The sequence below is a fragment of the Sterolibacterium denitrificans genome (assembly GCF_900174485.1).
In the GTDB taxonomy this organism is placed as follows: Bacteria; Pseudomonadota; Gammaproteobacteria; order Burkholderiales; family Rhodocyclaceae; genus Sterolibacterium; species Sterolibacterium denitrificans.
The window spans coordinates 1,468,932-1,493,969 of the sequence record NZ_LT837803.1 but is presented as its reverse complement, the minus strand read 5'-3'; the positions used below and the strand labels follow the sequence as shown (position 1 = coordinate 1,493,969).

General features: G+C 60.5%; 17 protein-coding genes and 2 pseudogenes. 12 read left to right on the top strand and 7 right to left on the bottom strand.

Annotated features, from left to right (window positions below):
- Window positions 1-32 precede the first annotated feature (32 nt).
- On the bottom strand, window positions 33-1,340 hold the full coding sequence (locus tag SDENCHOL_RS06845; RefSeq protein ID WP_154716542.1) for a cell division protein ZipA C-terminal FtsZ-binding domain-containing protein: 1,308 nt from the start codon (window positions 1,338-1,340) through the stop codon (window positions 33-35).
- A complete protein-coding gene (smc, locus tag SDENCHOL_RS06840) occupies window positions 1,340-4,906 on the bottom strand; it encodes a chromosome segregation protein SMC (protein WP_154716541.1) in 3,567 nt (1,188 codons plus the stop codon). The genes SDENCHOL_RS06845 and smc overlap by 1 nt, the downstream gene beginning before the upstream one ends.
- 167 nt (window positions 4,907-5,073) lie before the next feature.
- Between smc and queF the strand changes: the two genes are divergently transcribed.
- Together queF and SDENCHOL_RS06830 are read left to right on the top strand one after the other, a co-directional pair.
- The gene (gene queF / locus SDENCHOL_RS06835; protein ID WP_231912930.1) at window positions 5,074-5,493 is read left to right on the top strand and encodes a preQ(1) synthase; all 420 of its coding nucleotides are present in this window, start codon (window positions 5,074-5,076) and stop codon (window positions 5,491-5,493) included.
- Between the two features lie 104 nt (window positions 5,494-5,597).
- Window positions 5,598-7,655, top strand: a complete 2,058-nt coding sequence (locus tag SDENCHOL_RS06830; protein ID WP_154716539.1) for a putative bifunctional diguanylate cyclase/phosphodiesterase — start codon at window positions 5,598-5,600, stop codon at window positions 7,653-7,655.
- Between the two features lie 96 nt (window positions 7,656-7,751).
- Here the strand turns inward: SDENCHOL_RS06830 and lplT are convergent, their stop codons facing one another.
- A complete protein-coding gene (gene lplT / locus SDENCHOL_RS06825; RefSeq protein ID WP_154716538.1) occupies window positions 7,752-9,005 on the bottom strand; it encodes a lysophospholipid transporter LplT in 1,254 nt (417 codons plus the stop codon).
- A gap of 352 nt (window positions 9,006-9,357) precedes the next feature.
- Here lplT and alr point away from each other — a divergent pair, with 352 nt between their 5' ends.
- The 5 genes from alr to SDENCHOL_RS06800 all read left to right on the top strand — a co-directional run bounded on the left by alr (window position 9,358) and on the right by SDENCHOL_RS06800 (window position 15,111).
- Window positions 9,358-10,482, top strand: coding sequence for an alanine racemase (alr, locus tag SDENCHOL_RS06820; RefSeq protein WP_154716537.1), 1,125 nt, complete (start codon window positions 9,358-9,360; stop codon window positions 10,480-10,482).
- 105 nt (window positions 10,483-10,587) lie between these two features.
- Window positions 10,588-10,788, top strand: coding sequence for a hypothetical protein (locus SDENCHOL_RS06815; protein WP_154716536.1), 201 nt, complete (start codon window positions 10,588-10,590; stop codon window positions 10,786-10,788).
- A 12-nt stretch (window positions 10,789-10,800) separates the two neighbouring features.
- Window positions 10,801-12,180: a DNA repair protein RadA gene (radA, locus tag SDENCHOL_RS06810; RefSeq protein ID WP_154716535.1), complete on the top strand. Its 1,380-nt coding sequence runs from the start codon at window positions 10,801-10,803 to the stop codon at window positions 12,178-12,180.
- 648 nt (window positions 12,181-12,828) lie between these two features.
- Entirely contained in the window at window positions 12,829-13,356 is a 528-nt protein-coding gene (locus SDENCHOL_RS06805; protein WP_154716534.1) for a hypothetical protein, read from the top strand.
- Between the two features lie 153 nt (window positions 13,357-13,509).
- Window positions 13,510-15,111, top strand: coding sequence for a DUF4435 domain-containing protein (locus SDENCHOL_RS06800; protein ID WP_154716533.1), 1,602 nt, complete (start codon window positions 13,510-13,512; stop codon window positions 15,109-15,111).
- A gap of 481 nt (window positions 15,112-15,592) precedes the next feature.
- Here SDENCHOL_RS06800 and SDENCHOL_RS06795 read toward each other — a convergent pair.
- Window positions 15,593-16,393, bottom strand: a pseudogene (locus SDENCHOL_RS06795) (IS110 family transposase); the annotation flags it as partial.
- 415 nt (window positions 16,394-16,808) lie between these two features.
- A pseudogene (locus SDENCHOL_RS06790) lies at window positions 16,809-17,029 on the bottom strand (IS110 family transposase); the annotation flags it as partial.
- A gap of 143 nt (window positions 17,030-17,172) precedes the next feature.
- Between SDENCHOL_RS06790 and SDENCHOL_RS06785 the strand changes: the two are divergent.
- Window positions 17,173-18,045 (top strand): alpha/beta hydrolase, encoded by an 873-nt coding sequence (locus SDENCHOL_RS06785; RefSeq protein ID WP_197706816.1) that lies wholly within the window; start codon window positions 17,173-17,175, stop codon window positions 18,043-18,045.
- Between the two features lie 1,095 nt (window positions 18,046-19,140).
- Here SDENCHOL_RS06785 and SDENCHOL_RS06780 read toward each other — a convergent pair.
- Window positions 19,141-20,178 (bottom strand): IS110 family transposase, encoded by a 1,038-nt coding sequence (locus tag SDENCHOL_RS06780; RefSeq protein ID WP_154716532.1) that lies wholly within the window; start codon window positions 20,176-20,178, stop codon window positions 19,141-19,143.
- Between the two features lie 168 nt (window positions 20,179-20,346).
- Here SDENCHOL_RS06780 and SDENCHOL_RS06775 point away from each other — a divergent pair, with 168 nt between their 5' ends.
- Entirely contained in the window at window positions 20,347-21,879 is a 1,533-nt protein-coding gene (locus SDENCHOL_RS06775; protein WP_154716531.1) for a P-loop ATPase, Sll1717 family, read from the top strand.
- A gap of 502 nt (window positions 21,880-22,381) precedes the next feature.
- Here the strand turns inward: SDENCHOL_RS06775 and SDENCHOL_RS06770 are convergent.
- Window positions 22,382-23,419: an IS110 family transposase gene (locus SDENCHOL_RS06770; RefSeq protein ID WP_154715863.1), complete on the bottom strand. Its 1,038-nt coding sequence runs from the start codon at window positions 23,417-23,419 to the stop codon at window positions 22,382-22,384.
- A gap of 135 nt (window positions 23,420-23,554) precedes the next feature.
- On the opposite strand from SDENCHOL_RS06770, the gene SDENCHOL_RS06765 reads away from it, so the two are divergent.
- The 3 genes from SDENCHOL_RS06765 (at window position 23,555) to SDENCHOL_RS06755 (ending at window position 24,930) form a co-directional block, all read left to right on the top strand.
- Window positions 23,555-23,881, top strand: coding sequence for a hypothetical protein (locus SDENCHOL_RS06765; RefSeq protein ID WP_154716530.1), 327 nt, complete (start codon window positions 23,555-23,557; stop codon window positions 23,879-23,881).
- A 546-nt stretch (window positions 23,882-24,427) separates the two neighbouring features.
- Window positions 24,428-24,670 (top strand): type II toxin-antitoxin system Phd/YefM family antitoxin, encoded by a 243-nt coding sequence (locus SDENCHOL_RS06760; protein ID WP_154716529.1) that lies wholly within the window; start codon window positions 24,428-24,430, stop codon window positions 24,668-24,670.
- Window positions 24,667-24,930: a Txe/YoeB family addiction module toxin gene (locus SDENCHOL_RS06755; RefSeq protein ID WP_154716528.1), complete on the top strand. Its 264-nt coding sequence runs from the start codon at window positions 24,667-24,669 to the stop codon at window positions 24,928-24,930. Before SDENCHOL_RS06760 ends, SDENCHOL_RS06755 begins: the two co-directional genes overlap by 4 nt.
- Window positions 24,931-25,038: the final 108 nt, after the last annotated feature.

The following is a 25,038-nucleotide window of genomic DNA, read 5'->3' as shown; positions in this document are numbered from 1 at the left end:
CCGTATCCCGGCTGCTCACCAGGCAGAACGGCTCAGGCGTACAGGCGCAACGCGCGCCGGCTGCCGGCAGGGATGCGCTGCGCGGCCATTTTCTGCTGGAATTCGCCGATCTTGGCGCGAATCATCGCCAGCGTCTCGCCGGACAATATCCGGCGCTGATCGTCAACGATGACGGTTCCAAGACGATTGCCGATGAGTTCAGCAACCTGGGTCATGCGATCGAAAGCGGCGACGCCATCGGCGACACGCGGCACGTCGATGGTCAGCGTCACGCCCGCCGTCGTTGGCGAAGCAGCCGCATCGAAGCGCATGCCGTCGAACAGGCTCAGCGTGAATGTCGACATGCCCTGCGCATCGAGGCCGTGCAGCAGGCCGTCCATTTTCTGCGTCTTGTCGCAGGGCCGCAGACCGGCGATGTCGCCCAGTTGCCTGAGGCTATCCACCGCCAGTACCTGGCCCTCGGCGTGCATCAGGTTGAGCGACAGGCGCCAATCCACGCTGGCGCAGAATTCATCCAGTGCCCGCGCCCGCGACAGCACGTCGGCCACCACCGGGACGAGGACCTGCGCCTGATAATGGGCGGCCAACTGGCGCACGCCGTCGCAATACAGGGCGAGATCGTCCGCCGCCACCGGCCCGTTGCGGTCGGCCAGTTGCAATGCGGCCACCAGGTGACGGTAGCTGCTGGCGTCATTGGCGTGCAAACGCTGCCAACAGCCGCTGTTTTCCTCGAAGCCGCTCCAGACGACGCGATTCACCAGCCGGCTGAGGATCTGCCGCTGCGCGGCCCAGAACAGCGGCGCGGCGATCAGTTCGGCCGCATCGAGATGCACGACGCAATCGGTGACGGGATCGGCCAGTTCTTCCGGCGGATCGCTGTCCTCGACGGCCGCAGCGGATGGCGGCAGGACGGGATCATGCGCATCTTCCAGCACCGCTGCGCCAGCCTCGTCTTCCGGGGCCGGCGACAGCGCCGAGGGTTCGGCGAGTTCATTGGCTGCATCGGCTGCATCGGCTCGGCCATCGGGAGTGTCGGCAACAGCCAGCGCAGCCGCCGCGTCTATCTCCTCTTCCTCCCCTGCGGGCGCGATGAATCTCGGCTCGATGCGCTCACCCATTGCCTTCGGGGCATGCGCAAAAGGCGAGGCCGCAGCCTGCTCGGCAGCTTCTGCTTGCGGCGGCTCATGCATCAGCACGTCGTGCTGTCCGCCGCGAAACACCTTCTGCTCCAGCTTGCGATGCTTGCGCTCCTGCCAGAGGTTGTAGCCCCAGACCCCGCCAACCGACAGCGCGCCGATCACGATCAGGCTCAACTGCAATTCGGAGATTCCGTGCATCATCAAATATTCACCCCCAGGCCGCTTTCCACGCCATCGGTCATGCGCAACGCCTCTTCCATATCGACCTCGACCACGCGCGAGACGCCCTGCTCCTGCATGGTGACGCCGACCAGTTGCTCGGCCATTTCCATGGCGATCTTGTTGTGACTGATGAACAGAAACTGTGTCTGCGCCGACATGCGCTTGACCATGTTGCAGAAACGCTCGGTATTGGTATCGTCGAGCGGCGCATCGACTTCGTCCAGCAGACAGAAGGGTGCCGGATTCAACTGGAACATGGCGAACACCAGCGCCGTTGCGGTCAGTGCCTTTTCACCGCCGGAAAGCAGGTGGATGCTGCTGTTCTTCTTGCCGGGCGGCTGCGCCATGACCTGCACGCCGGCATCGAGGATTTCCTCGCCGGTCATGATCAGGCGCGCCTCGCCGCCGCCGAAGAGCTGCGGGAACAGCGTGCCGAAGTGGTTGTTGACCGTATCGTAGGTCTGCTGCAACTGTTCGCGCGTCTCGCCGTCGATGCGGCGGATCGCGCTCTCCAGCGTGCCGATGGCCTGGTTGAGGTCGGCTGACTGGGCATCGAGAAACCCCTTGCGCTCGCTGGCCGTGGTCAATTCCTCCAGCGCGGCGAGATTCACCGGGCCCAGCGCATCGATTTCCTGCTGCAGGCGATTGATCTCGGCCACCATCGCGTTTTCGCGCAGATTCGGCGTCGCCGCGAGTTCGGCCAGCAGCGGCGCCTCGGCAGCCTCGTCCTGCACATGCACCTCGATGAGGCGCTGGGCATATTGTTCTTCGTTGAGCTGTGCCGCCTGGGCCTTGAGACGCAATTCGTTGATGCGCTCGCGCAGCGGATCCAGCCCCTGCTCGATGCGCAGGCGCTGCTCGTCGTGTTCACGCAACGTCGCGGCGGCAGACTCCAGCAGATCGCGTTTGGCCGCCAGCAGGGATTCGTACTCCCGGCGCCCGGCCAGCGCAACCTGCAGGCGTTCCTGCTGCGCCTCGTCGCTGATGCCGCCGCGCTCCTCTTCGGCCAGCAGCTTCTGCTCGGCAATGCGTTCCAGTTGCTGACGCGCCGTTTCCTTGGCCCGCGCGTTGTCCTCCAGCTTGCCGGCGCATTCGCGTTCGGTGAACCCGACTTCCTGCGCTTCGCGCGCCAGCGCCTGTTCCTGGCTGCGCGCCTCGCGCAGCGCGGCCTCGTGCGTCGCCTGGAGCGCCAGCGCCTCTTCCAGACGAACGCGCGCCAGTTCGAGTTTCTCGCGGCTGTCCGCGCCCTCTTCCTCGGCGCGCATCATGCCCATGCGCTCGTTTTCCTCGCCGGCATTGATCTCCGCCAGATCGCGCTCGATCTGCCCGGCGCGTTCCTCGAAACGCGCCTGCGCCTGGGTCAGCTTGAGCGCTTCGACCTGCGCCGCATGGGCGCGGCTCTGCGCCTCCTGCACTTCACGGCGCAGGCCGCCAAGCTGGCTCTGCGCCGCGGCCAGCGCCTGCTCGACAACGGTCTGCGCCTCGCTCGCCAGCGCTTCATCTTCGACGCGTCGTTCCAGCAAGGCGGCCAGTTCTTCAAGCTCGCGCTGGCGCTCGATGACGCCATGCGTGCGCGCATCGGGCACATACAGCACCAGCCCATGACGCGACAGCAAATGCCCCTCGCGATCGACCCGGCATTGGCCGGCAGTCAGCGAGGCGGAAGAGGACGCCAGCGCGGCGAGATTCTCGGCAACGGTAACGCCGGCCAGCCACTCGTCGAGCACGCGGCTCCAGCCAGGATCGCTGCAGCGCACCTTGGCGCGCAGGCTGTCGCTCGCCGCTGCCGCGCGCTCACCCTCCGCCGCCGCCATGCCGGGCAGCGCCAGGGCAAACAATGTCGGCGGCGGATCGAGCAAAGCCTGCGCGGCATTTTCCGGCGTGGCGGCAAGTGCTGCCAGACGCTCGCGCAGCACGGCCTCGACCGCCGTTTCCCAGCCGACCTCGACATCGATCAGCCGCCACAGCGGCGCCGCATCGGCCAAGCCGCGACGCGCCAGCCATTCGGCCAGTTTTTCGGCGCCGCCATTCTTTTCGACACGCGCCTGCAACTGCTGCAAGGCATCGCGCCGTGCGCGGGTTTCAGCCAGGGCGCGATGCGCCTGCTGCAGGCGCTCGCGCGCGGCGCGCTGCTGTTGTTCCAGATCCGGCAGACGCGCCTGCAACTCGCCGAGCTGTTCCTGGCGAACCTGCAAGGCTTCCTCGGCGCTGGCCTGGGCTTCCTGGCTGGCCGCCAGCAGCGCCGGATCGGGTTGGCCGAGCTGCATGCGCTCGATGTCCAGACGGGCGCGCCGCTGCGCATGATTTTCCAGGGCACGCAGCGCATGGCTGCGATTCGCCTCGCCCAGGCGCACGCCCTGCTCGGCTTCATGCACCGTGCGCCGAGCAGCCGCCACGGCTTCACCGGCGCTGCGCAGCGCATCCTCGGCCTGCGGCAGGCGGGCAGCGGCTTCCTCGTGGCGCGCCTGGCTGGTTTCAGCACGCAAGCGCGCGTTTTCGAGCAGCGACAGCCAACGCCCGGCCTCGGTTTCCAGCCCGGTGATCTGGGTTTTCCAGTGCGCATCCTCGGTCGTCAATTGGATCAGTCGGGCTTCCAGCTTCTGGCGCAAATCGCGGGTGTGGGCGATTTCCGTTTCCAGGCGGCTGATCTCGGCATTCGCCGTATACATTTCGCCCTGCGCCGCATGCAGCGCGTCGCTGGCGGCAAAATGCTCGGCACGGGCGGTCTCGACGCGGGCTTCCAGCTCGCGCAGCCGGGCGGTCTCGGCTTCCAGGCGCACGGCACCCGCATCGGCCTCCTGGTGCAGGCGCTGGTAATCGGCGCGCGCATCGTTGCGCTTCTTCAGCCAGAGCAATTGCTGGCGACGGTCATGGCGCGACTTCAGTTCGTGAAACCGGCGCGCGACTTCGGCCTGCGCTTCCAGCCTGACGACCTGGGTGTCGAGTTCGTTGCGGATGTCCTCGACGCGCAGCAGGTTTTCGCGGGCGTCCGACAAGCGGTTCTCGGTTTCGCGCCGCCGCTCCTTGTATTTGGTGACGCCAGCCGCCTCTTCGAGGAACAGGCGCAGCTCCTCGGGCTTGGCCTCGATGATGCGCGAGATCATGCCCTGCTCGATGATGGCGTAGGCGCGCGGCCCGAGGCCGGTGCCGAGGAAAACGTCGATCACGTCGCGGCGACGCACCTGCAGGTTGTTCAGGTAATAGCTGGAATTGCCGTTGCGGTCGAGCACGCGCTTGACGGCGATTTCGGCATACTGCGACCACTGCCCGGCGGCGCGCCCCAGCGCGTTGTCGAAGACCAGCTCGACGCTGGCCCGGCCGACCGGCTTGCGGGTGCCCGAGCCGTTGAAGATGACGTCCTGCATCGACTCGCCGCGCAGCGCGGTGGCCTTGGACTCGCCCAGCACCCAGCGCACGGCGTCGATGATGTTCGACTTGCCGCAGCCGTTCGGCCCCACCACGCCGACCAACTGGCCGGGCACCAGCACGGTGGTGGGATCGACGAAAGATTTGAAACCCGCGAGTTTGAGCTTGGTCAGGCGCACGTCGTTCTTTTTGGAGGCATGGCGCGAGTCGATCGATGCATGATCAGCGTCCCGCCCGAAAGGAATCGGCACATTATAATGAAAACCTTCGTACCGACGGGCTCACGCACTCTCACGCTCCTGCATGCTCCCGCGCACGCCATCGACGCCCTGACCATTCCGCCGCCATGCCCAGCCTGCCCGCCAAAACCCTTGAAGTCTTCGACAACCCCGCGCCGCACCGGGATTACCAGATCCACATGGAAATCCCCGAGTTCACCTGCCTGTGCCCGAAAACCGGCCAGCCGGACTTCGCCACGCTGATCCTCGACTACGTGCCGGACAAGCGGTGCGTCGAACTGAAAAGCCTCAAGCTCTACGTCTGGAGCTTCCGCGACGAAGGACATTTCCACGAGGACGTCACCAACCGCATCCTCGACGACCTGGCCAAGGCGACGAAGCCGCGCTTCATGCGCCTGACCGCCAGGTTCTTCGTGCGCGGCGGCATTTTCACCAACGTCGTCGCCGAACACCGGAAGAAGGGCTGGCAACCGCCGTCGCGCGTCGATCTGGCGGCGTTCGACGCGCAGTCGAACACGCGCGGCTGAACGGCCCGCCCATTCAGTCTCGGCGGCGCTTTCGCCACAATTGCGCCCGCCGGGAGGCGATGCTAGCATCGTAACGACCATTGTTTCGTTTCGTTGTGAGGCTCATGTCCGATCACCTTGTCGATAGCGATGGCAACTGGTTCAAGCAGTTGTTCGAAGCCTCTCCGGATCCGACCTGGATCATCGAGGGGAATCGTTTCGTCGAATGCAATGCGGCGGCGGTACGTTTTCTCGGCTACCCGTCGCGCGACGATCTGCTGAACAGCCACCCCTCGCGCCTCTCTCCGCCGCAGCAACCCGACGGAGAGGACTCCTTCGCCAAGGCCGAACGCATGATGGCCCTCGCCATGGAAAACGGGCTGCACCGTTTCGAATGGATGCATCGCAAGATGGATGGCTCCGACTTCCTCGCGGAAGTCACGCTGTCGTCCATCCATCATCAAGGCCGGACGATCATCTACTGCGTCTGGCGCGACATCACCGAGCGCAAGTTGACCGAAGTCCTGCTCCAGAAGAGCGAATCGCGCCTCAAGGGTATACTCGAAGGCGCTGCCGACGCCATTCTCATCACCAATCGCCAGGGATGCTATCAATACGCCAATCAGCAGGCGCTGCGCCTGCTCGGCTACAGCCCGCAGGAACTGGTCGGGCGGAGCATTCTGGACATCACCCTCGAATCCGAACATTCCGCCATCCAGCTCGGCTTCCAGGAACTGCTGGAGTCGGGCGAGTTGCGGCAGGAGCTCCATTTGATCACCGTGGACGGACAGGCCATCCCGGTCGAACTCAATGCCTGCCTGCTGGCCGATGGCAGTTGTTTCGGTTCATGCCGCGACATCCGGGAACGCAAGGCCGCCGAGGCGAACATCAACTACATGGCGCATCACGACACGCTGACCGGGCTGCTCAACCGCCGCAGCCTCACCGAGCGCCTCGAACAGGCGCTGGCGACGGCAAAGCGCGAATCCCATCCGCTCGCCGTGCTGCTCCTCGACCTCGATCGGTTCAAGGCGACCAACGACACGCTCGGCCACGCCGCCGGAGACGCGCTGCTGATCGATGTGGCCGATCGGCTGAAGGCCTCGCTCCGCAACAGCGACATCCTCGCCAGGCTGGGCGGCGACGAATTCGTGATCGTCCTTGCCGAAATCGATGATGCGCCGAACACCGCCCGCATGGCCGAAAAGATGCTCACCACCCTTGGGCAGCCCTACCTGATCGACGGCCACCAGGTTCACATCACGCCGAGCATCGGCATCGCCTTCTTCCCCATCGATGGCGAGGACAGCGGCACGCTGATGAGGCACGCCGACTCGGCGATGTATCACGCCAAATCCCAGGGCCGCAACAACGTACAGTTCTTTTCCCCCGAACTCGATCTCTTCGCCATGCGGCGCATGCGCATGGAACACGATCTGCGCGAGGCGCTGGCCTCGCGCAGCTTCGAGTTGCACTACCAGCCGCAGGTCGATGCCCGCAGCCGGACCATCGTCGGCGTCGAAGCCCTGGTGCGCTGGCGCAACTCGGCCAGGGAAACCATCATGCCCGGCGAGTTCATCGAGATCGCCGAGCAGAGCGGCCTGATACTGCCGCTCGGCGAGTGCGTCATCGACGAAGCCTGCCGCCAGTTGCGCATCTGGCGCGATCAGGGCTACACGGCATTGCGGATGGCGGTCAACCTGTCCGCCCTGCAGTTGCGCTCGGCGAACCTGCTGGACTTCGTCGCGGCAACGCTCCTGAAACACGAAATCGGCGGCGAACACCTGGAACTGGAAATCACCGAATCCATGGTGATGGACAACCCCGGCGCCTGCATCGCCAAGCTGCGGGCGCTGCGCGACATGGGCATCCATCTTGCCATCGACGACTTCGGCACCGGCTACTCGTCACTGAGCAACCTGAGGCTCATGCCGATCCACAGCCTGAAGATCGACCGTTCCTTCGTGCGCAATATCGAATCCGACAGCGACGACCTGGTGATCTGCACCGCGACCATCGCGCTGGCGCACAACCTCGGGCTGAAGGTCGTCGCCGAAGGCGTCGAAACCTCCGCGCAGCGCGACCTGCTGGCCGGCCACGGCTGCGATGTCCTGCAAGGCTACCTGTTCAGCAAGCCGGTCGACGCCGCCGCGATGGACGCGCTGCTCGCGGTCTCGTACTGAATGGGTCAGTGACCGCCACGCTCATCCGGGAGCGCAAGGCATCGCAAGGGATCGCAGAAACCCGGCGGCGCCCCGAAGGAATCAAGGAATCGGGCCTCACATGTGTTTCGAATCATCGAGCTGGGCGACCGCGTCGAATTGCCGCTGGTTGTATAGATGATGGCGCTGGATCAGGAACATGCTGAGGATGATCATCGCGGCAAACAGGACGATGATGAGATAGATCGAAAGCTGCAGCATCATCAACACGGCATAGATTCCCGTCATCAGCAGGATGGACAGGTTTTCATTGAAATTCTGCACGGCGATCGAATGTCCCGCCCCCATCAGAACGTGGCCGCGATGCTGCAGCAGGGCATTCATCGGCACCACGAAGAAACCGGAAATCACGCCCAGCAATATCAGCAGCGGCACGGCCACATAGAGGTGGCGCACGAAAACCATGGACAGCAGCACCACGCCCATGGCGATGCCCAGCGGAATCACTTTCAGCGAACTGCGCAAGGACACCATCCTGGCCGCCATGACGGCCCCTACCGCCACGCCCAGGGCCACGACGCCCTGCAGCAGCGTGGCCGCCGAAAGATCCAGCCCCAACGCTTCGGCCGCCCAGGCAATGACGATGAACTGGGTGGTTGCGCCCACCCCCCAGAACAGCGTGGTCACGGCCAGTGAAATCTGCCCCAGCTTGTCGCGCCACAGCAGACGCAGGCAATGATTGAAGTCATGCAGCAGATAGAGCGGATTGCGCTTCAATATGCGATGAGCCACCCCGGTATCGGGCACATACAGGTTGAAGATGGCCGCCACCAGATAGAGCCCGCCGATCAACACCAGACTCATCTCCGCCACGGTTTCGATATACGGCAAATCGAGCGCCAGCAGGCGATGGGCGACTTCCGGCTTGACCAGCATGCCGCCCAGGGCCGTACCGAGAATGATGGCCATGACCGTCAGCCCTTCTATCCAGCCGTTCGCCACCACCAGCAGGCGGTGTGGCAGCAACTCGGTGAGGATGCCGTACTTGGCGGGCGAATAGGCGGCCGCGCCCAGACCCACCACGGCATAGGCAACCAGCGGATGAGCGCCATAAAACATCAGCAGGCAGCCGAAAACCTTGATGGCATTGCTGATGAACATCACCCGCCCCTTGGGCATGGAGTCGGCATAGGCACCGACGAAAGCGGCCAGCACCACGTAAGAGGCGGTAAAGAAAGTCTTCAGCAGCGGCTCATAGCCCTCCGGCGCCTGCATGTCGCGCAGTACGGCAATGGCGGCAATGAGCAAGGCATTATCCGCAAGCGCAGAAAAAAACTGCGCCGCCATGATGATGTAAAAACCGAAATTCATTTGCCGTCGAGGAAGCTGAGCCTCGACCCCTTCGCTTCGTGGTGGATGATTCAAGTCGCAACAGGCAGATGACCGATCGTTTCGTTTCAGTCCGTCCAGCACTGCGTAATCTGCGGAACTTGCGGCGTCGCGCTTTATACCACGAAGGGCGAGTCCCTGTCCGCAAGCCGCAACGAAGCGGCGCAGACAAGACAAGAGCGCACATCCCTTATCCATGCGCGGCAGAACCGATCGAACGGGCTGAATGGAACGGGCAGGACAAGCAGGATGAACAGAACGAATAGAATCCGGGAATCCGGCCTATCGAAAACGCCACGGATGCTGATACTGCGGCCCATACCCGACATCTGAAATGCATCGCCCCCTTCACACCACCATCGACCTGGCCGCCCTGCGCCACAACCTCGGCATCGCCCGCCAACACGCGGAGGGCGCCGGCATCTGGGCCGTGCTCAAGGCCAACGCCTACGGCCACGGCCTGCCGCGCTGCGCCGAAGCGCTCGCCGACAGCCTCGGGGAAACCGGCGGCTACGCCCTGATCGAACTGGAAAGCGCCATCGCCCTGCGCCAATCCGGACTGCGCCAGCCCATCCTGCTCCTCGAAGGCTTCTATGCGGCCGATGAGCTGCCGCTGCTGGCCGAATACCGCCTGACGCCCGTTCTGCACAGCCTGGAACAAGTGCAGGCATTCGTTGCCGCGCGCCTGCCGGCGCGTCTGCCGGTCTATCTGAAACTGAACACCGGCATGAACCGTCTTGGCCTGAATGCCGGAGAACTTCCACAAGCCCTGCGTCTGCTCGAAACCGCGCCGCACATCGACGGCATTACCCTGATGACGCATTTTTCCGACGCCGACAGCGGCCCCGCCGGCCCCGGCATCGTCGGCCAGATGCGGCGTCTGGCCGCGCAGATCGACCAGATCGACCGTGCCGGCCAGCCCGCCTGGCCGCTCTGCCTGGCCAATTCCGCGGCCTTGCTGCGTTATCCGGAAACCATCCGCGCCGCGCAGGGCGGCTGGGTGCGCCCCGGCATCATGCTCTACGGCAGTTCGCCCTTCCCCGAACAGCAGACGGCCGCCGAACTCGGCCTGCGGCCGGTGATGACGCTGACCAGCGAACTCATTGCCGTGCGCGACATCACGGCGGGCGAGCGCGTCGGCTACGGCGGCGCGTTCACCGCCGAGCGCGACATGCGCATCGGCATCGTCGCCTGCGGTTACGGCGATGGCTACCCACGCCACGCGCCGACCGGCACGCCGGTGCTGGTCGACGGCCAGCGCACCCGCCTGCTGGGGCGCGTCTCGATGGACAAGATTTGCGTGGATCTCACCGGCATCCCGCAAGCTGCCATCGGCACGCCAGTGATCCTGTGGGGCGAAGGACTTTCCGTCGATGAAATCGCCATGGCGGCGGGAACGGTGAGCTATGAATTGCTCTGCGCTCTCACCACCCGCGTCCCGGTCGTGGAAATTGGCTAGACTTGCAGCTCAATCGCCAACCTCGCCAATCCCGCCAACCTCACCCATCGCTGCCGATTCACCTCATGAACACGCTCCATCCGTTTGCGCCGCGCAAGAACCCGTATGCCCGATAAATTCTTCGCCAGCGGCATGCCGCGTGATCCATCGATCCGGCAGTGGCATGCCTCCTGGCCGATAGCGCTGCCGGCCATCCTCGTACGCTGGGTGCGCTGCGGCCTACCGCACAATCTGCTGCGCAGCGCGGCCTTCGTCGCACGGCCGCTGTCCGGCCGGCCCGAAATCCAGCAGCGCTGGCCCGACTGAGTTCCCGAACCCATGGCCAAGCCCAAAACTTTCTACAGTTGCCCCGAATGCGGCGCCAGCGCGCCGAAGTGGCAAGGCCAGTGCCCCGGCTGCGGCGCCTGGAACACATTGATCGAAAGCATCGCGGAAGCACCGTCGGCAGGCGCCGGCGGCAACCGTATGGAGCGCTTCAGCGCGCTGGCCGGCGATGGCCGCCTGCAGCAGCTCGCCGACATCCAGCCGCGCGAGGAAGCGCGCATCATGACCGGCATCGAGGAATTCGATCGCGTCCTCGGCGGCGGTCTGGTGGCCGGCGGCGTGGTGCTGATCGGCGGCGATCCGGGCATCGGCAAATCGACGCTGCTGCTGCAGGCGCTCTCCCGCCTTGCCGAAGCGCGCCAGCCGGTGCTCTACGTCTCCGGCGAAGAATCCGGCGAACAGGTCGCGCTGCGCGCGCGCCGCCTGCAGCTATCCACCGCCGGCCTGCCGCTGCTGGCCGAAATCAGCCTGGAGAAAATCCTCCATACGCTGGCCGGCATCAAGCCCGCCGTGGCGGTGATCGACTCGATCCAGACCATTTATTCCGAAGCCCTGCAATCCGCCCCCGGCTCGGTCGCCCAGGTGCGCGAATGTGCCGCCCACCTCACCCGCTACGCCAAGCAGTCAGGCACGGCAATGATCCTCGTCGGCCACGTCACCAAGGAAGGCGCGCTGGCCGGGCCGCGCGTGCTCGAACACATCGTCGACAGCGTGCTCTACTTCGAAGGCGACACCCATTCCTCGTTCCGCCTGGTGCGGGCGGTAAAAAACCGCTTCGGCGCAGTCAATGAACTGGGCGTCTTCGCCATGACCGACAAGGGCCTGCGCGGCGTCTCCAACCCCTCCGCCCTGTTCCTCTCGCAACACGCCCAGGAAGTCGCCGGCAGTTGCGTGATGGTCACCCAGGAAGGCACCCGCCCGCTGCTGGTCGAAATCCAGGCGCTGGTCGACGCCAGCCACGGCAATCCCCGCCGGCTGACCGTCGGCCTGGAACAAAACCGCCTGGCCATGCTGCTGGCCGTACTGCACCGCCACGCCGGCATCGGCTGCTTCGATCAGGACGTTTTCGTCAACGCCGTCGGCGGCGTGCGCATCAACGAACCCGCCGCCGACCTGGCCGTACTGCTGGCCATCGTCTCATCCCTGCGCAACAAACCGCTGCCGGGCAAAATGATCGCCTTCGGCGAAGTCGGCCTGGCCGGCGAAATCCGCCCAACCCCCCGCGGTCAGGAACGCCTCAAGGAAGCCGCCAAACTGGGCTTCAAACTGGCACTGATCCCCAAGGCCAACGCCCCGAAACAGGCGATCAAAGGCATGGAAGTCATCGCGCTGGAACGTATCGAGCAGGCCATCGACAAGCTGCGCGAGTGGTGAAGGCAAGCATCGAACCCGTGGTTTGGGTTGCTGATTGCCGGATGCGTCAATAATCTCCCGGTCTCCTGCGCCCCATCTCGCGCGGGTGTAACTTGTCATGAAACATGATAAAACGTCAGTACCCACTGAACATACTGCGTCTCGGTAGGTATGCTGTAATGCTTCAAACGCAGCCGGTCGCGTGCTTGATCTAGCAGTCTGGGTGGATTTTGCGGCGTTGGCAGTGTAGTTTAACCAATAAGTATTTAGAAAACAGATGGTTAAAATTGAAGTCCTTTTTTATACACCGTTTCTTAAAGGAGTCTACACCGTGAGCGGTGTAGACTGAACGTTGCACCAGATTGGTGGCTACATACGGTATGAGTAGTGATGTAGGTTTATCACAAGTAGGGTGGCTATATAAAGTGGTTGAAAAATGCTAAATAGCGAAGTGATTTCAGAGCGGCTGTATAACGCGAGCGTTGATACACACGCCCAGAAAGCACTTCGGGTAAGAAGCAGATACGCAGTTGTTTCACGGGTTTTGGTGCAACGACATGGTCATAATCTGCCCGCCCCCACTCTCGTCCAACGATTCGTTCGAGCACACTCGCAGTCCTACGGACTGCAAGGTGCTCAACTCAGACGTTATGTGTCTTGAGATGAAATATGGATTACTCTAATAACGACAACTTGCTAATTCAGGGCTATTTCACGACAGCCTTGCTGGTCGAACTCAAGAATGCGAACTTCCTCAACAGCGAATATTACAAGAGCAGGCAATTTCAGGACAAGTTCGTTCAGGACAACCTGCCGACGGTGGGAATAGATAACCAAGGAGCACTGCTAATGGTGCTATACATGCTCCTTGTTGTTCCACGTCAGCTCCTCGAAACGAAATTCCCGACTGAGTTTCATAGTATCAATGATGACGTGGAGAAATTGGCCGCCTCGACGACATCCAGTTATAAAAAGGATGCCCAAGGTGTTGACCATGTTCGGCACCTTCGCAATGCCGTATCACACGCCCGCGTCAATTTTACACAAGACGGCACAGTCACCTTCCGTGACGAGGACGGGCAAGGCTCAATTTGGGAGGCCACATTTCCTTTGTCAAACATCGGTCATTTACTTACTTCGCTACAAGTAATCTTCATGAAATACGTCGAGAGTGTTAAGGGCGGATTTCGCGCGTGACATACTACAAAATGACAATAATAGTGGAACTCGTGAGCAAAGTTATAATGGAGAAAACACATAACAAGTCAATGCAGCCGACCGTCAAACCGCTACGCGGTTCTCCGTCGGCTGATTTCCGGCGTTATGCCCCATTCCGAGAGCCATTCTGCTATGACTGAAAAACGCACGTTGACCCTTCCGCGCATCAACGGCGCAACGGAATCCATAGAGACGACACAGAGCTTGCTATTCATCGGCGCGAATGGCTCGGGCAAAACTCGCCTCGGCACATGGATTGAAATCACTTCGCCTCAGCGCCAGTTGGTTCATCGAATTTCAGCCCAGAAATCGTTGTCGATGCCAGATTCGACGACGCCGGTTTCAATTGAACTAGCGGAACAAAATCTCTTATTTGGCAACCCCGGCTGGAATCATCAGCACAAAATGAACAAGTGGAGCCAAAAGCCCGCCACTACGCTTCTTAGCGATTATGAGAAGCTGATGGTCTATTTGTTTTCGGATGAAACTGAAGCAAATGCCAAATTCAAGATTGCAGTTAAGGCCTGCACGGCGCGTGTTGAGCCACCTGTAACAAAGATCGACCTCGTCAAGGAAGTGTGGGAAAAGATACTTCCCCACCGTGAGCTCGTAATAGGTGGCTTAAGGGTTCAGACACGCGTCAAGGATCAAGCCGAGAAAATCTACAATTCGTCGGAAATGAGCGACGGCGAGCGAGTCATCTTCTATTTGATTGGCCAATGTCTGGCTGCTCCAAAGAACGGAATCATTGTTATCGATGAACCGGAATTGCATCTTCACAAGTCCGTGCAAGCACCACTTTGGGCTGAAATTGAAAAGCTAAGAAGCGATTGCCTGTTCGTATATCTGACGCACGATGTTGATTTCGCTGCTGCACAAAATGGGGCAACACGAATTTGGCTGAAGTCTTTTGATGGCACATCGTGGGATTGGGAACCTGTCAATCCCGATGAGAGTCTTCCCGACGATCTTCTGCTCGAAGTCTTGGGAAGTAGAAAACCAGTCGTATTTGTTGAAGGAGATAACGGAAGCTACGATGTCTCCTTGTATCGTGAAATTCTCCCAAACTTTCTCGTTATTCCAAGAGGAAGTTGTTCACAAGTCATCCTCTCGGTTAAAGCGCTAAAGGCCAACGCGCAGCTACATCACCTCAGTGTATTTGGCATTGTGGATCGCGATAGAAGGGTTCCTCAAGAAATCGCCGCTCTAGAGGCAGACTCAATCTTTGTCCTCACGGTCGCAGAAGTTGAAAATCTCTTCTGCACGGAGGAGGTAATAAAGATCGCTAGCAAGAGGCTTGCGCGCGATCCGGTCGCTGACTTTCAGAAGGTCTCAGATGAGATATTCAAGCGACTTCAACAGGAGCTAAATACACAGATTTCTCTGCGCGTCGCAAGTGAAATCAAGTTTCAGCTCGGTATGTTTGATCAAAATACCAAAGGAGAAGGCGCGCTATCTGGTGCGCTAACTGCCCTTGCGCAGGGCATTGACGTGAAACAGCTCTATTCGACATTCGCGGCCAGCTTTTCGCAGATCATTGCCAGTGGCAACTATGAAATGTTGCTGAGCACATACAACCGCAAATCGCTAGCGAATCAGGCTAGTGGGGCTCTCGGTTTGAAGAACGGCGAACTTCCTGAATTGATCCTCAGGTTAGCCAGGGGCGACTGCCGCGACGAAATCCGTTCAGCATTGAAGAAGTACTTTGGAAACTTTGGTGCTCATGTGGCATAACCCTGCGGTCCACCGGACGCTGCGCGATAGAGCCGCGCAGCGCCGGTGACCTCCACTACAAGGGCTTCTCCGCGAAGGTCAAGGATGAAATTGCTGATGGTGTTTCGTTGCCTTTCTCCTGAAGCGCGCAGCGCTTCACTGATGTGGATGTTGAATTGTTCGTGCCGCTGAATCTCGCCCGCAGGGCGCACACTGGCCGTATCGGTGTTGCTGCTCCGGTTTCGCAGGCACTGCGCATGTTATGGGTGCAAGGTTCGCGACGGCGACACTACAAACGGTCATTGACGCGGCTTTCTTGCCGCAGACCCTGATGAAAGACGCACGCCGGGGGCTCCATTCGTTAGTCGAGGACAGCCTGCACGCAGGCAGACTCCTTGAATTAATCGAGCATTCCCCAGCGCAGGTCTTGAACCTGTTCCCATCAACGCAGCCATCCCACGTCACCTGGCACAACACCTTCAGCCATCGATCCCGGCGGGCACTATGCCCCCGCCGCAGCCTCCTGGCCGTACAACCTGAAATCATCCCCGCGCCGCAATACCGCCCAGGCCAACCGCGCGTTCTTCGCCGCCATCGCCACCACGGCCTTCCAGTAACCACGCCGCCCTTCTACATCCCTCGTCCAGCGGCTGATGGCGTCTTCCTTCTTCCTGCCACTTTGCAGGACGGAACGGGCGCCCAGGCTCAGCAGAGTACGCAGGTAGCGATCCCCGGCCTTGGTGATCCTGCCGAGCCGTTGCTTGCCGCCGGAACTGTATTGCCCCGGCACCATCCCCAGCCAGGCGGCGAACTGCCGCCCGCTGGCGAAATCATGACCATCGCCCACCGTGGCCACCAAGGCGCTGGCCGTGGTTGGGCCGATGCCGGACAGTTGCATCAGGCGCCGGGCATCGGCGTTGGCCTTGGCGCACCCGGCGATATGCCGGTCGTATTCCGCAATACGCGCGTCCAGCCGTTCCAGGTCGGTGATCGCATCGGCGACGACGATGTTGCAGGAGCCGGGCAGGTCTTCGAGCAGATGGGCCAGTTCGCGGCGCACGGTGTCAGCCTTTTGCGCCAGCACGATGCCGAGCTCCGCAAGCAGGCCGCGCACGCGGTTGATGAGCGCCGTGCGCTGCTCGACGTAGCCTTGCCGGGCACGATGCAGGAACAGTTCGCTTTGCTGCTCGATGGTTTTTACGGGCACAAAGCGCATGGCCGGACGTGCCACCGCTTCGCAGATCGCCGCCGCGTCGGCGGCATCGTTCTTGCCGCGCTTGCCGGACATGCGATACGGCGCGAGGCCCTGACGGGCCGCAGCCTGAGCTCAAACTACAAGGGCTTCCTCGCGAAGGTCAAGGATGAAATTGCTGATGGTGTTTCGTTGCCTTTCTCCTGAAGCGCGCAGCGCTTCACTGATGTGGATGTTGAATTGTTCGTGCCGTTGAATCTCGCCCGCAGGGCGCACACTGGCCGTATCGGTGTTGCTGCTCCGGTTTCGCAGGCACTGCGCATGTTATGGGTGCAAGGTTCGCGACGGCGACACTACAAACGGTCATTGACGCGGCTTTCTTGCCGCAGACCCTGATGAAAGACGCACGCCGGGGGCTCCATTCGTTAGTCGAGGACATCCTGCCCGAGGGCAGTCTCCTAAAGCTCATCGAGCATTCCCCGGCACAGGTCTTGAACCTGTTCCCATCAACGCAGCCATCCCACGACAGCCGCACATCATGGCCTTGCCGAGTCATCTCACGTGCCCAGTGGTGCGCACCGGAACAGGCTTCCATGCCAATCAGGCACGGCGGCAAGCTGGCGGTCACCTCCAGCAGCCTGGCCCGTTTCACCGCCGGGCGTTGCAAAATGACCTTCCCTGCGGCATCCACGCCGTGCAGCGCAATATGTTCTTGGCAAGATCAGTGCCGAGCGTTACGATTTCCATGATTTCCCCTCCCAGGTCAGGTAGATGAGCGTTGTCAGAAACCCCATCTTGGCACTTCGTTGCCGTTCCCGTGCCCTTTCTGCACGGCCGGCCTGGGACGGGGATGTCCCTTTCATTCGTTGGGCAACACAAGGGAGAATTCAGTGATTTTGAAGTCCACATTCAAAAGCCAAGGCGTTGATTGTGCAGCGACCTTGCGGCTGCCGCCGGGCGAGCCGCCATTCTCTGCAATCTTGATGGCGCATGGCTGGGGCGGCGTGCAGGACGCGCTGACAACGCCTTTCTATCCGCGCTTCCTTGAAGCGGGCTTCGCCGTAATGACATTCGATTACCACGGCTGGGGCGAGAGCAAAGGTCAACCCCGTCAGGTCATTGACCCGCAGTGCAGGGAGCAGGACATCGAGCAGGCGCTGTCTCATCTGAAGGCCCAAGCCCAGATTGATGCCGCACGAATCGTGCTGTGGGGCACTTCATTTGGTGGAGGACATGCCGTCAGCGTAGGCTCCAAGCATCCCGAACTGCTCGGCATCATCGCGCAAGTCCCCATGCTGGACGGTATGGCAGCAGTTCTGGCGACCCCGCTGCCGCGCTTGCTGCGTTTTGGCATCTATGCCGGCCTCGATCTTCTGCGTGGAGGCAAGCCACTTTATATTCCGGTGATCTCTGCACAGGGCGCGTTCTCATCCATGGATCGGGATGGTGCCGAAGCGGCGCTGCACCGCGACATCGAAAGGGTGGGGATCTCCTATGACAACCGGGTTGCTGCGCGCTCCTTGTTGACCATGGGGCCTTATCGCCCATTCAAGGCACTTGCGAACATCAAGGTTCCCACGCTGCTTATAGGCGCAACCCGCGACACCGTGGCCCCTTTCGTTGAAAAGAAGATTCGCGCAATTGGCAATCCTTGCTTGAGGCTTGAGACGCTGGACGCCAACCACTTTGATCCATACTTCGAGCCTGCATTCTCCGTGAACATCGGTCATCAACTGAGCTTCCTACGACAATTAGGCCGATAGCAGGCAATATTGCCCAACAAGACACTCCAGCCGACGTATTTGCCTCCGCTTCGCTCCGGCAAATCCGCGGCTGAGTTTTGGCGTTATGCGTAGTCGCCCCATGCAGTCGCCACAGTTTCTCGTAGTAGGTTTCGTCATTGTCTTGGCTGGTCTATTGACTGGCTGTGGCTCAGCTGAGCCCGATAGAGAGATGCTTCAGCGGGCTTTCCTTCAACACTCGGGTGGCTACGAAGATCTTCTAAAGATGTACCGCGAAGACATAGTTGAATCTAACGTCAGCTTTGTGAGTGCAGAGAGCCAAAGCCGCACACAGTGTGGACTGCGGCCTCAAAGACGCGAGTGCACTCTGCGAGCTGGAAGGTGGGAGGACTATCAGCGCCGCCTGAATCAACTTGGCATTCTTTGGGTAGAACACGACAAGCCAGCCGATAGGTTCTACTTTGTAACCTATTACAAACCAATCCTCATGAATGCCAGATTGCTGGGGGTGGTCTTTTCAGAAGAGAAAGCCCTTCAGGTTTCCACTTATTACCCCAAGCAGGAATGGTGGCCAATTCAAGGCGGGTGGCACTCGTTTCTCATGATCGATGGCTAACCCCACGCATAACCCTGCGGTCCACCGGACGCTGCGCGATAAAGCCGCGCAACGCCGGTGACCTCCACTACAAGGGCTTCCCCCCCGAAGGTCAAGGATGAAATTGCTGATGCTGTTTCGTTGCCTTTCTCCTGAAGCGCGCAGCGCTTCGCTGATGTGGATGTCGAATTGGTCGTGCCGTTGAGTCTCGCCCGCAGGGCGCCAATGGGCTGTATCGGCGTTGCTGATCCGGTTTCGCAGGCACTGCGCATGCCATGGGTGCAAGGTTCGCGACGGCGTGACTACAAACGGTCATTGATGCGGCTTTCCTGCCACAGACCCTGATGAAAGACACACGCCGGGGGCTCCATTCGTTAGTCGAGAACATCCTGCACGCAAGCAGACTCCTTGAGTTCATCGAGCATTCCCCGACGCAGGTCTTGAACCTGTTCCCATCAACGCGGCCATCCCACGATACTCGGCACAGCACGATCAACCTTCGGGTGCAACGGGCAGTGGCACTACGCCCCCGTCGCAACCTCCTGACCGTACAACCGGAAATCGTCCCCGTGGTGTAGCACTGCCCAAGCCAGTCGCGCATTCTTCGCCGCCATCGCCACCACCGCCTTCCAATAGCCGCGCCGGCCTTCCACGTCCCGCGTCCAGCGGCTGATGACGTCCTCCTTCTTCTTGCCGCTTTGCAGGACCGAGCGGGCACCCAGGATCAGCAGAGTGCGCAGATAGCGATCCCCGGCCTTGGTGATCCGGCCGAGCCGTTGCTTGCCGCCGGAACTGTATTGCCCTGGCACCATGCCCAGCCAGGCAGCAAACTGTCGGCCGCTGGCGAAATCATGGCCATCGCCCACGGTGGCCACCAGAGCGCTGGCGGTCGTCGGACCAATGCCGGCCAATTGCATCAGGCGCCGGGCGGCGGCATGGGTCTTCGCGCATAGCGCAATGTGCCGATCGTATTCGGCGATACGGGCATCCAGACGTTCGAGATCGGTGATCGCATCCCCCATCACGGTATTGCAATGGCCGGGCAGTTCTTCGAGTAGATACGCCAGTTCGCGACGGATGGTGTCGGCCTTTTGCGGCAGGACGATACCCAGCTCGGAGAGCAGCCCACGAATGCGATTGATGAGTCCGGTGCGCTGCTCGACGTAGCCTTGTCGGGCGCGATGCAGGAACAGTTCGCTTTGCTGTTCGACGGTCTTGACCGGCACGAAGCGCATGGCGGGGCGAGTCACGGCTTCGCAGATCGCCGCCGCATCGGCGGCGTCGTTCTTGCCACGCTTGCCGGACATGCGATAGGGTGCAACAAACTTAGGCGCGATCAAGCGCACGTCGTGGCCTTGGCGAATCATTTCCCGCGCCCAGTGATGGGCCCCGGAGCAGGCTTCCATGCCGATCCGGCACGGCGGCAGACTAGCCGTCACCTCCAGCAACTTGGCCCGCTTCACCGCCGGGTGTTGCAATACAATCTTGCCAGCAGCATCGACGCCGTGCAGTGCGAATAGGTTCTTGGCAAGATCAATGCCGAGCGTTACGATTTCCATGATTTCCCCTCCCAGGTCAGGTAGATGAGCGTTGTCAGAAACCCCATCTTGGCACTTCGGTGCCGTTCCAGTGCAATATCCGCACGGTCGGCTTGGGACGGGGAAGTCCCTTTCATTCGTTAGGGCATCACAAATACAGTCCCCATTTCACCTGTCAGGAAACAAAACATGAGTGCACTCGACCATCTCCTGAAGTACGTCAGAACAGGCACTGCAGAAGGTGACAGACCCTTCCTGGGTGAGATATTCATCGCGCCAACTCAGTTCACCCAACTCTGCGCTATTGAACCGGGTGGCATGCGGGTCCTCGTCGGAAATAAAGGAATTGGCAAGAGTGCCGTTGTCGAATGGATCGACAAGGTTTCCAAATCGAAGAAGCTGCCATGCCTACTCATTCGCCCGGACAACATATCTTCCAAAGACACGCCAACATCACCTGACATCGGCTCCCTGAAACGCTTCTACTACGAGGTGCTATTGCGAACAGTGGGGGCACAGATCGGCTTGCAACTCAAAGGGATGCTGAAAGGAGCCGCCGCAAAGCTCCACAACGAAGCACGCCAACAAGGACTTGCGGAAGAAGACTTCATCCAGAAGTCACTTGAGTTCATTTCAGCCATCTCCTTGCCTGTCGCGAAGATCAATGGTGTTCAGTTCGCAAAAGCGCTTGCTGGCACAAACTCGCCAAACTCATTGATCAAAGCAGTCAACTCGCAACTCCTGTCATCAGGGAACGTCTTCTATCTGCTCATTGATGACACAGACCAGTTGGCGGCCCCAGATCAACCGGCTCACCTGAATCGAATCTGGGCACTTCTGTTGGCTGTAAGACGACTGACTGGGGAATGCAGCGCCGTCAGGGCAATCGTTAGCCTACGCTCGAGCGTATGGACTCGACTTACCAGTGAAAGCCAGGGCCAAAGAGATCAGACTGACCACATGCGTGGTCTGATGATTCCCCTTTTGGCTGACGACAAGCTGATGCAAAACATCATCCGGAAGCGATTGGAAAGCGCCGCGAAGGATGCCGGCCAAACACGGGTTGATCCCTACACCGTCTTCTTTAACGGTTTGACCATGACCTTGCCCACCAGCGATGAAAAACGCTCGTGGGACTCATTCATCTCTAAATCGGCCCGCGAGCGCCCAAGAGACGCCATCCAACTCATCAAGAATATGGTCGATGCCGCCAAGCAGGGCAATGCCCCCTTGATTGGTAGCAACGAAGCCGGGGCGGCAATGCGGATCTATTCATCGGAGCGGGTTGACGACGTGGTGAATGAGTTCTCTCTAGATTGCAAGAACATTCGAGAGATCATCAACACTTTTGCCGACTTCGATTTCGAGTCTGATTTTGAGAAGCTGCGGCGGCATCTTCTTACGATCCCAAGCATTGCCTCAATCCAAATCCGCGGAGCGCAGCTTCGCCCAGATGTTGACGATGATGCTGTCGCAGTACTGAGGCTCTTGCACGAAACAGGGTTCCTGAATCCGCGCATTGTGGACAACACAATGCCACGCGGCTTTCGTCACATCCTGTTCCACGACGACTCCAACTTCGTAAAACTTGCAAACTGGAACTTCATGCAAGGAGCGCGATGGGAGATCCACCCAGCGTTCCGCACCTACCTCATTGGCGTTAAGCAAGCCCAGCTGGCGAAGCTGGCACCCGCCAAACAAACTGGCGGAATAAAGGGCTGAGCTGAGCGCGCGATGCCCAACTCTTCCATCGAGAGGACTCGCCCCGGCAAGCCGGGGCGAGTCCTCTCATGTCAAACTACAAGGGCTTCCCCGCGAAGGTCAAGGATGAAATTGCCGAGGGTGTTTCGTTGTCTTTCTCCTGAAGCGCGCAGCGCTTCACTGATGTGGATGTTGAATTGTTCGTGCCGTTGAATCTCGCCCGCAGGGCGCCAATGGGCTGTATCGGTGTTGCTGCTCCGGTTTCGCAGGAACTGCGCATGCTGTGGGTGCAAGGTTCGCGACGGCGACACTACAAACGGTCATTGACGCGACTTTCTTGCCGCAGACCCTGATGAAAGACGCACGCCGGGGGCTCCATTCGTTAGTCGAGGATATCCTGCACGTAGGCAGACTCCTTGAATTAATCGAGCATTCCCCAGCGCAGGTCTTGAACCTGTTCCCATCAACGCAGCCATCCCACGTCACTTGGCACAACACCTTCAGCCATCGATCCCGGCGGGCACTATGCCCCCGCCGCAGCCTCCTGGCCGTACAACCGGAAATCGTCCCCGCGCCGCAATACCGCCCAGGCCAACCGCGCGTTCTTCGCCGCCATCGCCACCACGGCCTTCCAGTAACCACGCCGCCCTTCCACATCCCTCGTCCAGCGGCTGATGGCGTCTTCCTTCTTCCTGCCACTTTGCAGGACGGAACGGGCGCCCAGGATCAGCAAGGTACGCAGGTAACGATCCCCGGCCTTGGTGATCCTGCCAAGCCGTTGCTTGCCTCCGGAACTGTATTGCCCCGGCACCATCCCCAGCCAGGCGGCGAACTGCCGCCCGCTGGCGAAATCATGACCATTGCCCACCGTGGCCACCAAGGCGCTGGCCGTGGTCGGGCCGATGCCGGACAGTTGCATCAGGCGCCGGGCATCGGCGTTGGCCTTGGCGCACCCGGCGATATGCCGGTCGTATTCCGCAATACGCGCGTCCAGCCGTTCCAGGTCGGTGATCGCATCGGCGACGACGATGTTGCAGGAGCCGGGCAGGTCTTCGAGCAGATGGACCAGTTCGCGGCGCACGGTGTCGGCCTTTTGCGCCAGCACGATGCCGATCTCCGCAAGCAGGCCGCGCACGCGGTTGATGAGCGCCGTGCGCTGCTCGACGTAGCCTTGCCGGGCACGATGCAGGAACAGTTCGCTTTGCTGCTCGATGGTTTTTACGGGCACAAAGCGCATGGCCGGACGTGCCACCGCTTCGCAGATCGCCGCCGCGTCGGCGGCATCGTTCTTGCCGCGCTTGCCGGACATGCGATACGGCGCGACAAACTTTGGCGCGATCAGCCGCACATCATGGCCTTGCCGAGTCATCTCACGTGCCCAGTGGTGCGCACCGGAACAGGCTTCCATGCCAATCAGGCACGGCGCCAGACTGGCGGTCACCTCCAGCAGCTTGACCCGTTTCACCGCCGGACGTTGCAATACCACCTTGCCGGCGCCATCCACGCCGTGCAGTGCGAATATGTTCTTGGCAAGATCAATGCCGAGCGTTACGATTTCCATGATTTCCTCTCCCGAGTCGAGTTGATGAGCGTTGTCAGAAACCCCATCTTGGCACTTCGTTGCCGTTCCCGTGCCCTTTCTGCACGGCCGGCCTGGGACGGGGATGTCCCTTTCATTCGTTAGACATTTCCGCACATGGAACTCGAACCTCCCAGCCTGAACATTCCGCTTGAACGTAGAGAGCGCTGGGGGTTGCGCCTTCTTTCCGTGTGCGTAGCTGTTGTTGCTGTGGCGGCATTGATTAATCCAACATTCGCCATTGTTTTTACCGCATCTGCAATCGTTGGCTTGCCGGTGCTGTATCTACTGTTCTTTCCCTCTCCCGGCTCAAGGGTGTTCGCAGCGTGGGGCGACTTTGGCCGTATCGCTTTCTATCTTGTCCTGTTCGGCTATATCGCTCTGTCCAAGTCTGTCCTAGTTCCAATCGTCATCGGAGTGATCGAACATGTTTTTCTCGTGTAGCTTGTCGTCTCGCCAGCGCCGATTTTTGTTGGCGCCCCCATGTCTAACATTTCGCTCCAGCGGGACGCGCCGCAAGCGGCGCGTCCCTGAGCTTGAACTACAAGGGCTTCCCCCCGAAGGTCAAGGATGAAATTGCTGATGGTGTTTCGTTGCCTTTCTCCTGAAGCGCGCAGCGCTTCGCTGATGTGGATGTCGGATTGTTCGTGCCGTTGAATCTCGCCCGCAGGGCGCCAATGGGCTGTATCGGCGTTGCTGATCCGGTTTCGCAGGCACTGCGCATGCCATGGGTGCAAGGTTCGCGACGGCGTGACTACAAACGGTCATTGATGCGGCTTTCCTGCCACAGACCCTGATGAAAGACGCACGCCGGGGGCTCCATTCGTTAGTCGAGGACATCCTGCACGCAGGCAGACTCCTTGAGTTCATCGAGCATTCCCCGGCACAGGTCTTGAAGGTTCCTTTCATTCGTTAGCTGCTATAAACGACACTTGCACTTTCGTACGTACCGACGTACGATTCAACTCCAGTCCCTAGAGTTGCCCGCCCATGACCACACTCACTGCCAGCGAAGCCCGTGCCAACCTGTATCGCCTCATGGATCAGGCGGCGGAGTCGCACCGTCCAATCCTCATCTCCGGCAAGCGTAGCAATGCTGTGCTGGTCGCTGAGGAGGATTGGAGCGCCATCCAAGAAACACTTTTCTTGCTCTCTGTTCCCGGCATGCGCGAGTCCATCAAAGCTGGAATGGCCGAGCCCATTGACGCTTGCGCAGAGGAGCTTGACTGGTGACCTGGCGCGTCGTCTTCACCAAACAGGCTCAGAAAGACGCGCGCAATCTTGCTTCTGCAGGACTCAAGGAAAAGGCTCAAACACTACTCGCCGTTGTTGCAGAGGATCCTTTCCGAAATCCACCGCCTTACGAAAAGCTTGTCGGTGACCTGGCTGGCGCGTATTCCAGACGCATCAATATTCAGCATCGACTGGTCTATGAGGTGATGCAAGCGGAGCACACCGTCAAAGTGCTGCGCATGTGGACGCACTACGAGTAGCCGCTAGTGTAGTGCCGCACGCTGATTGATACATAAGGAAGAACCACACATTTGTCGTCCCCGCGAAAGCGGGGGGACCCAGGGATGTACTGGATTCCCGCCTGCGCG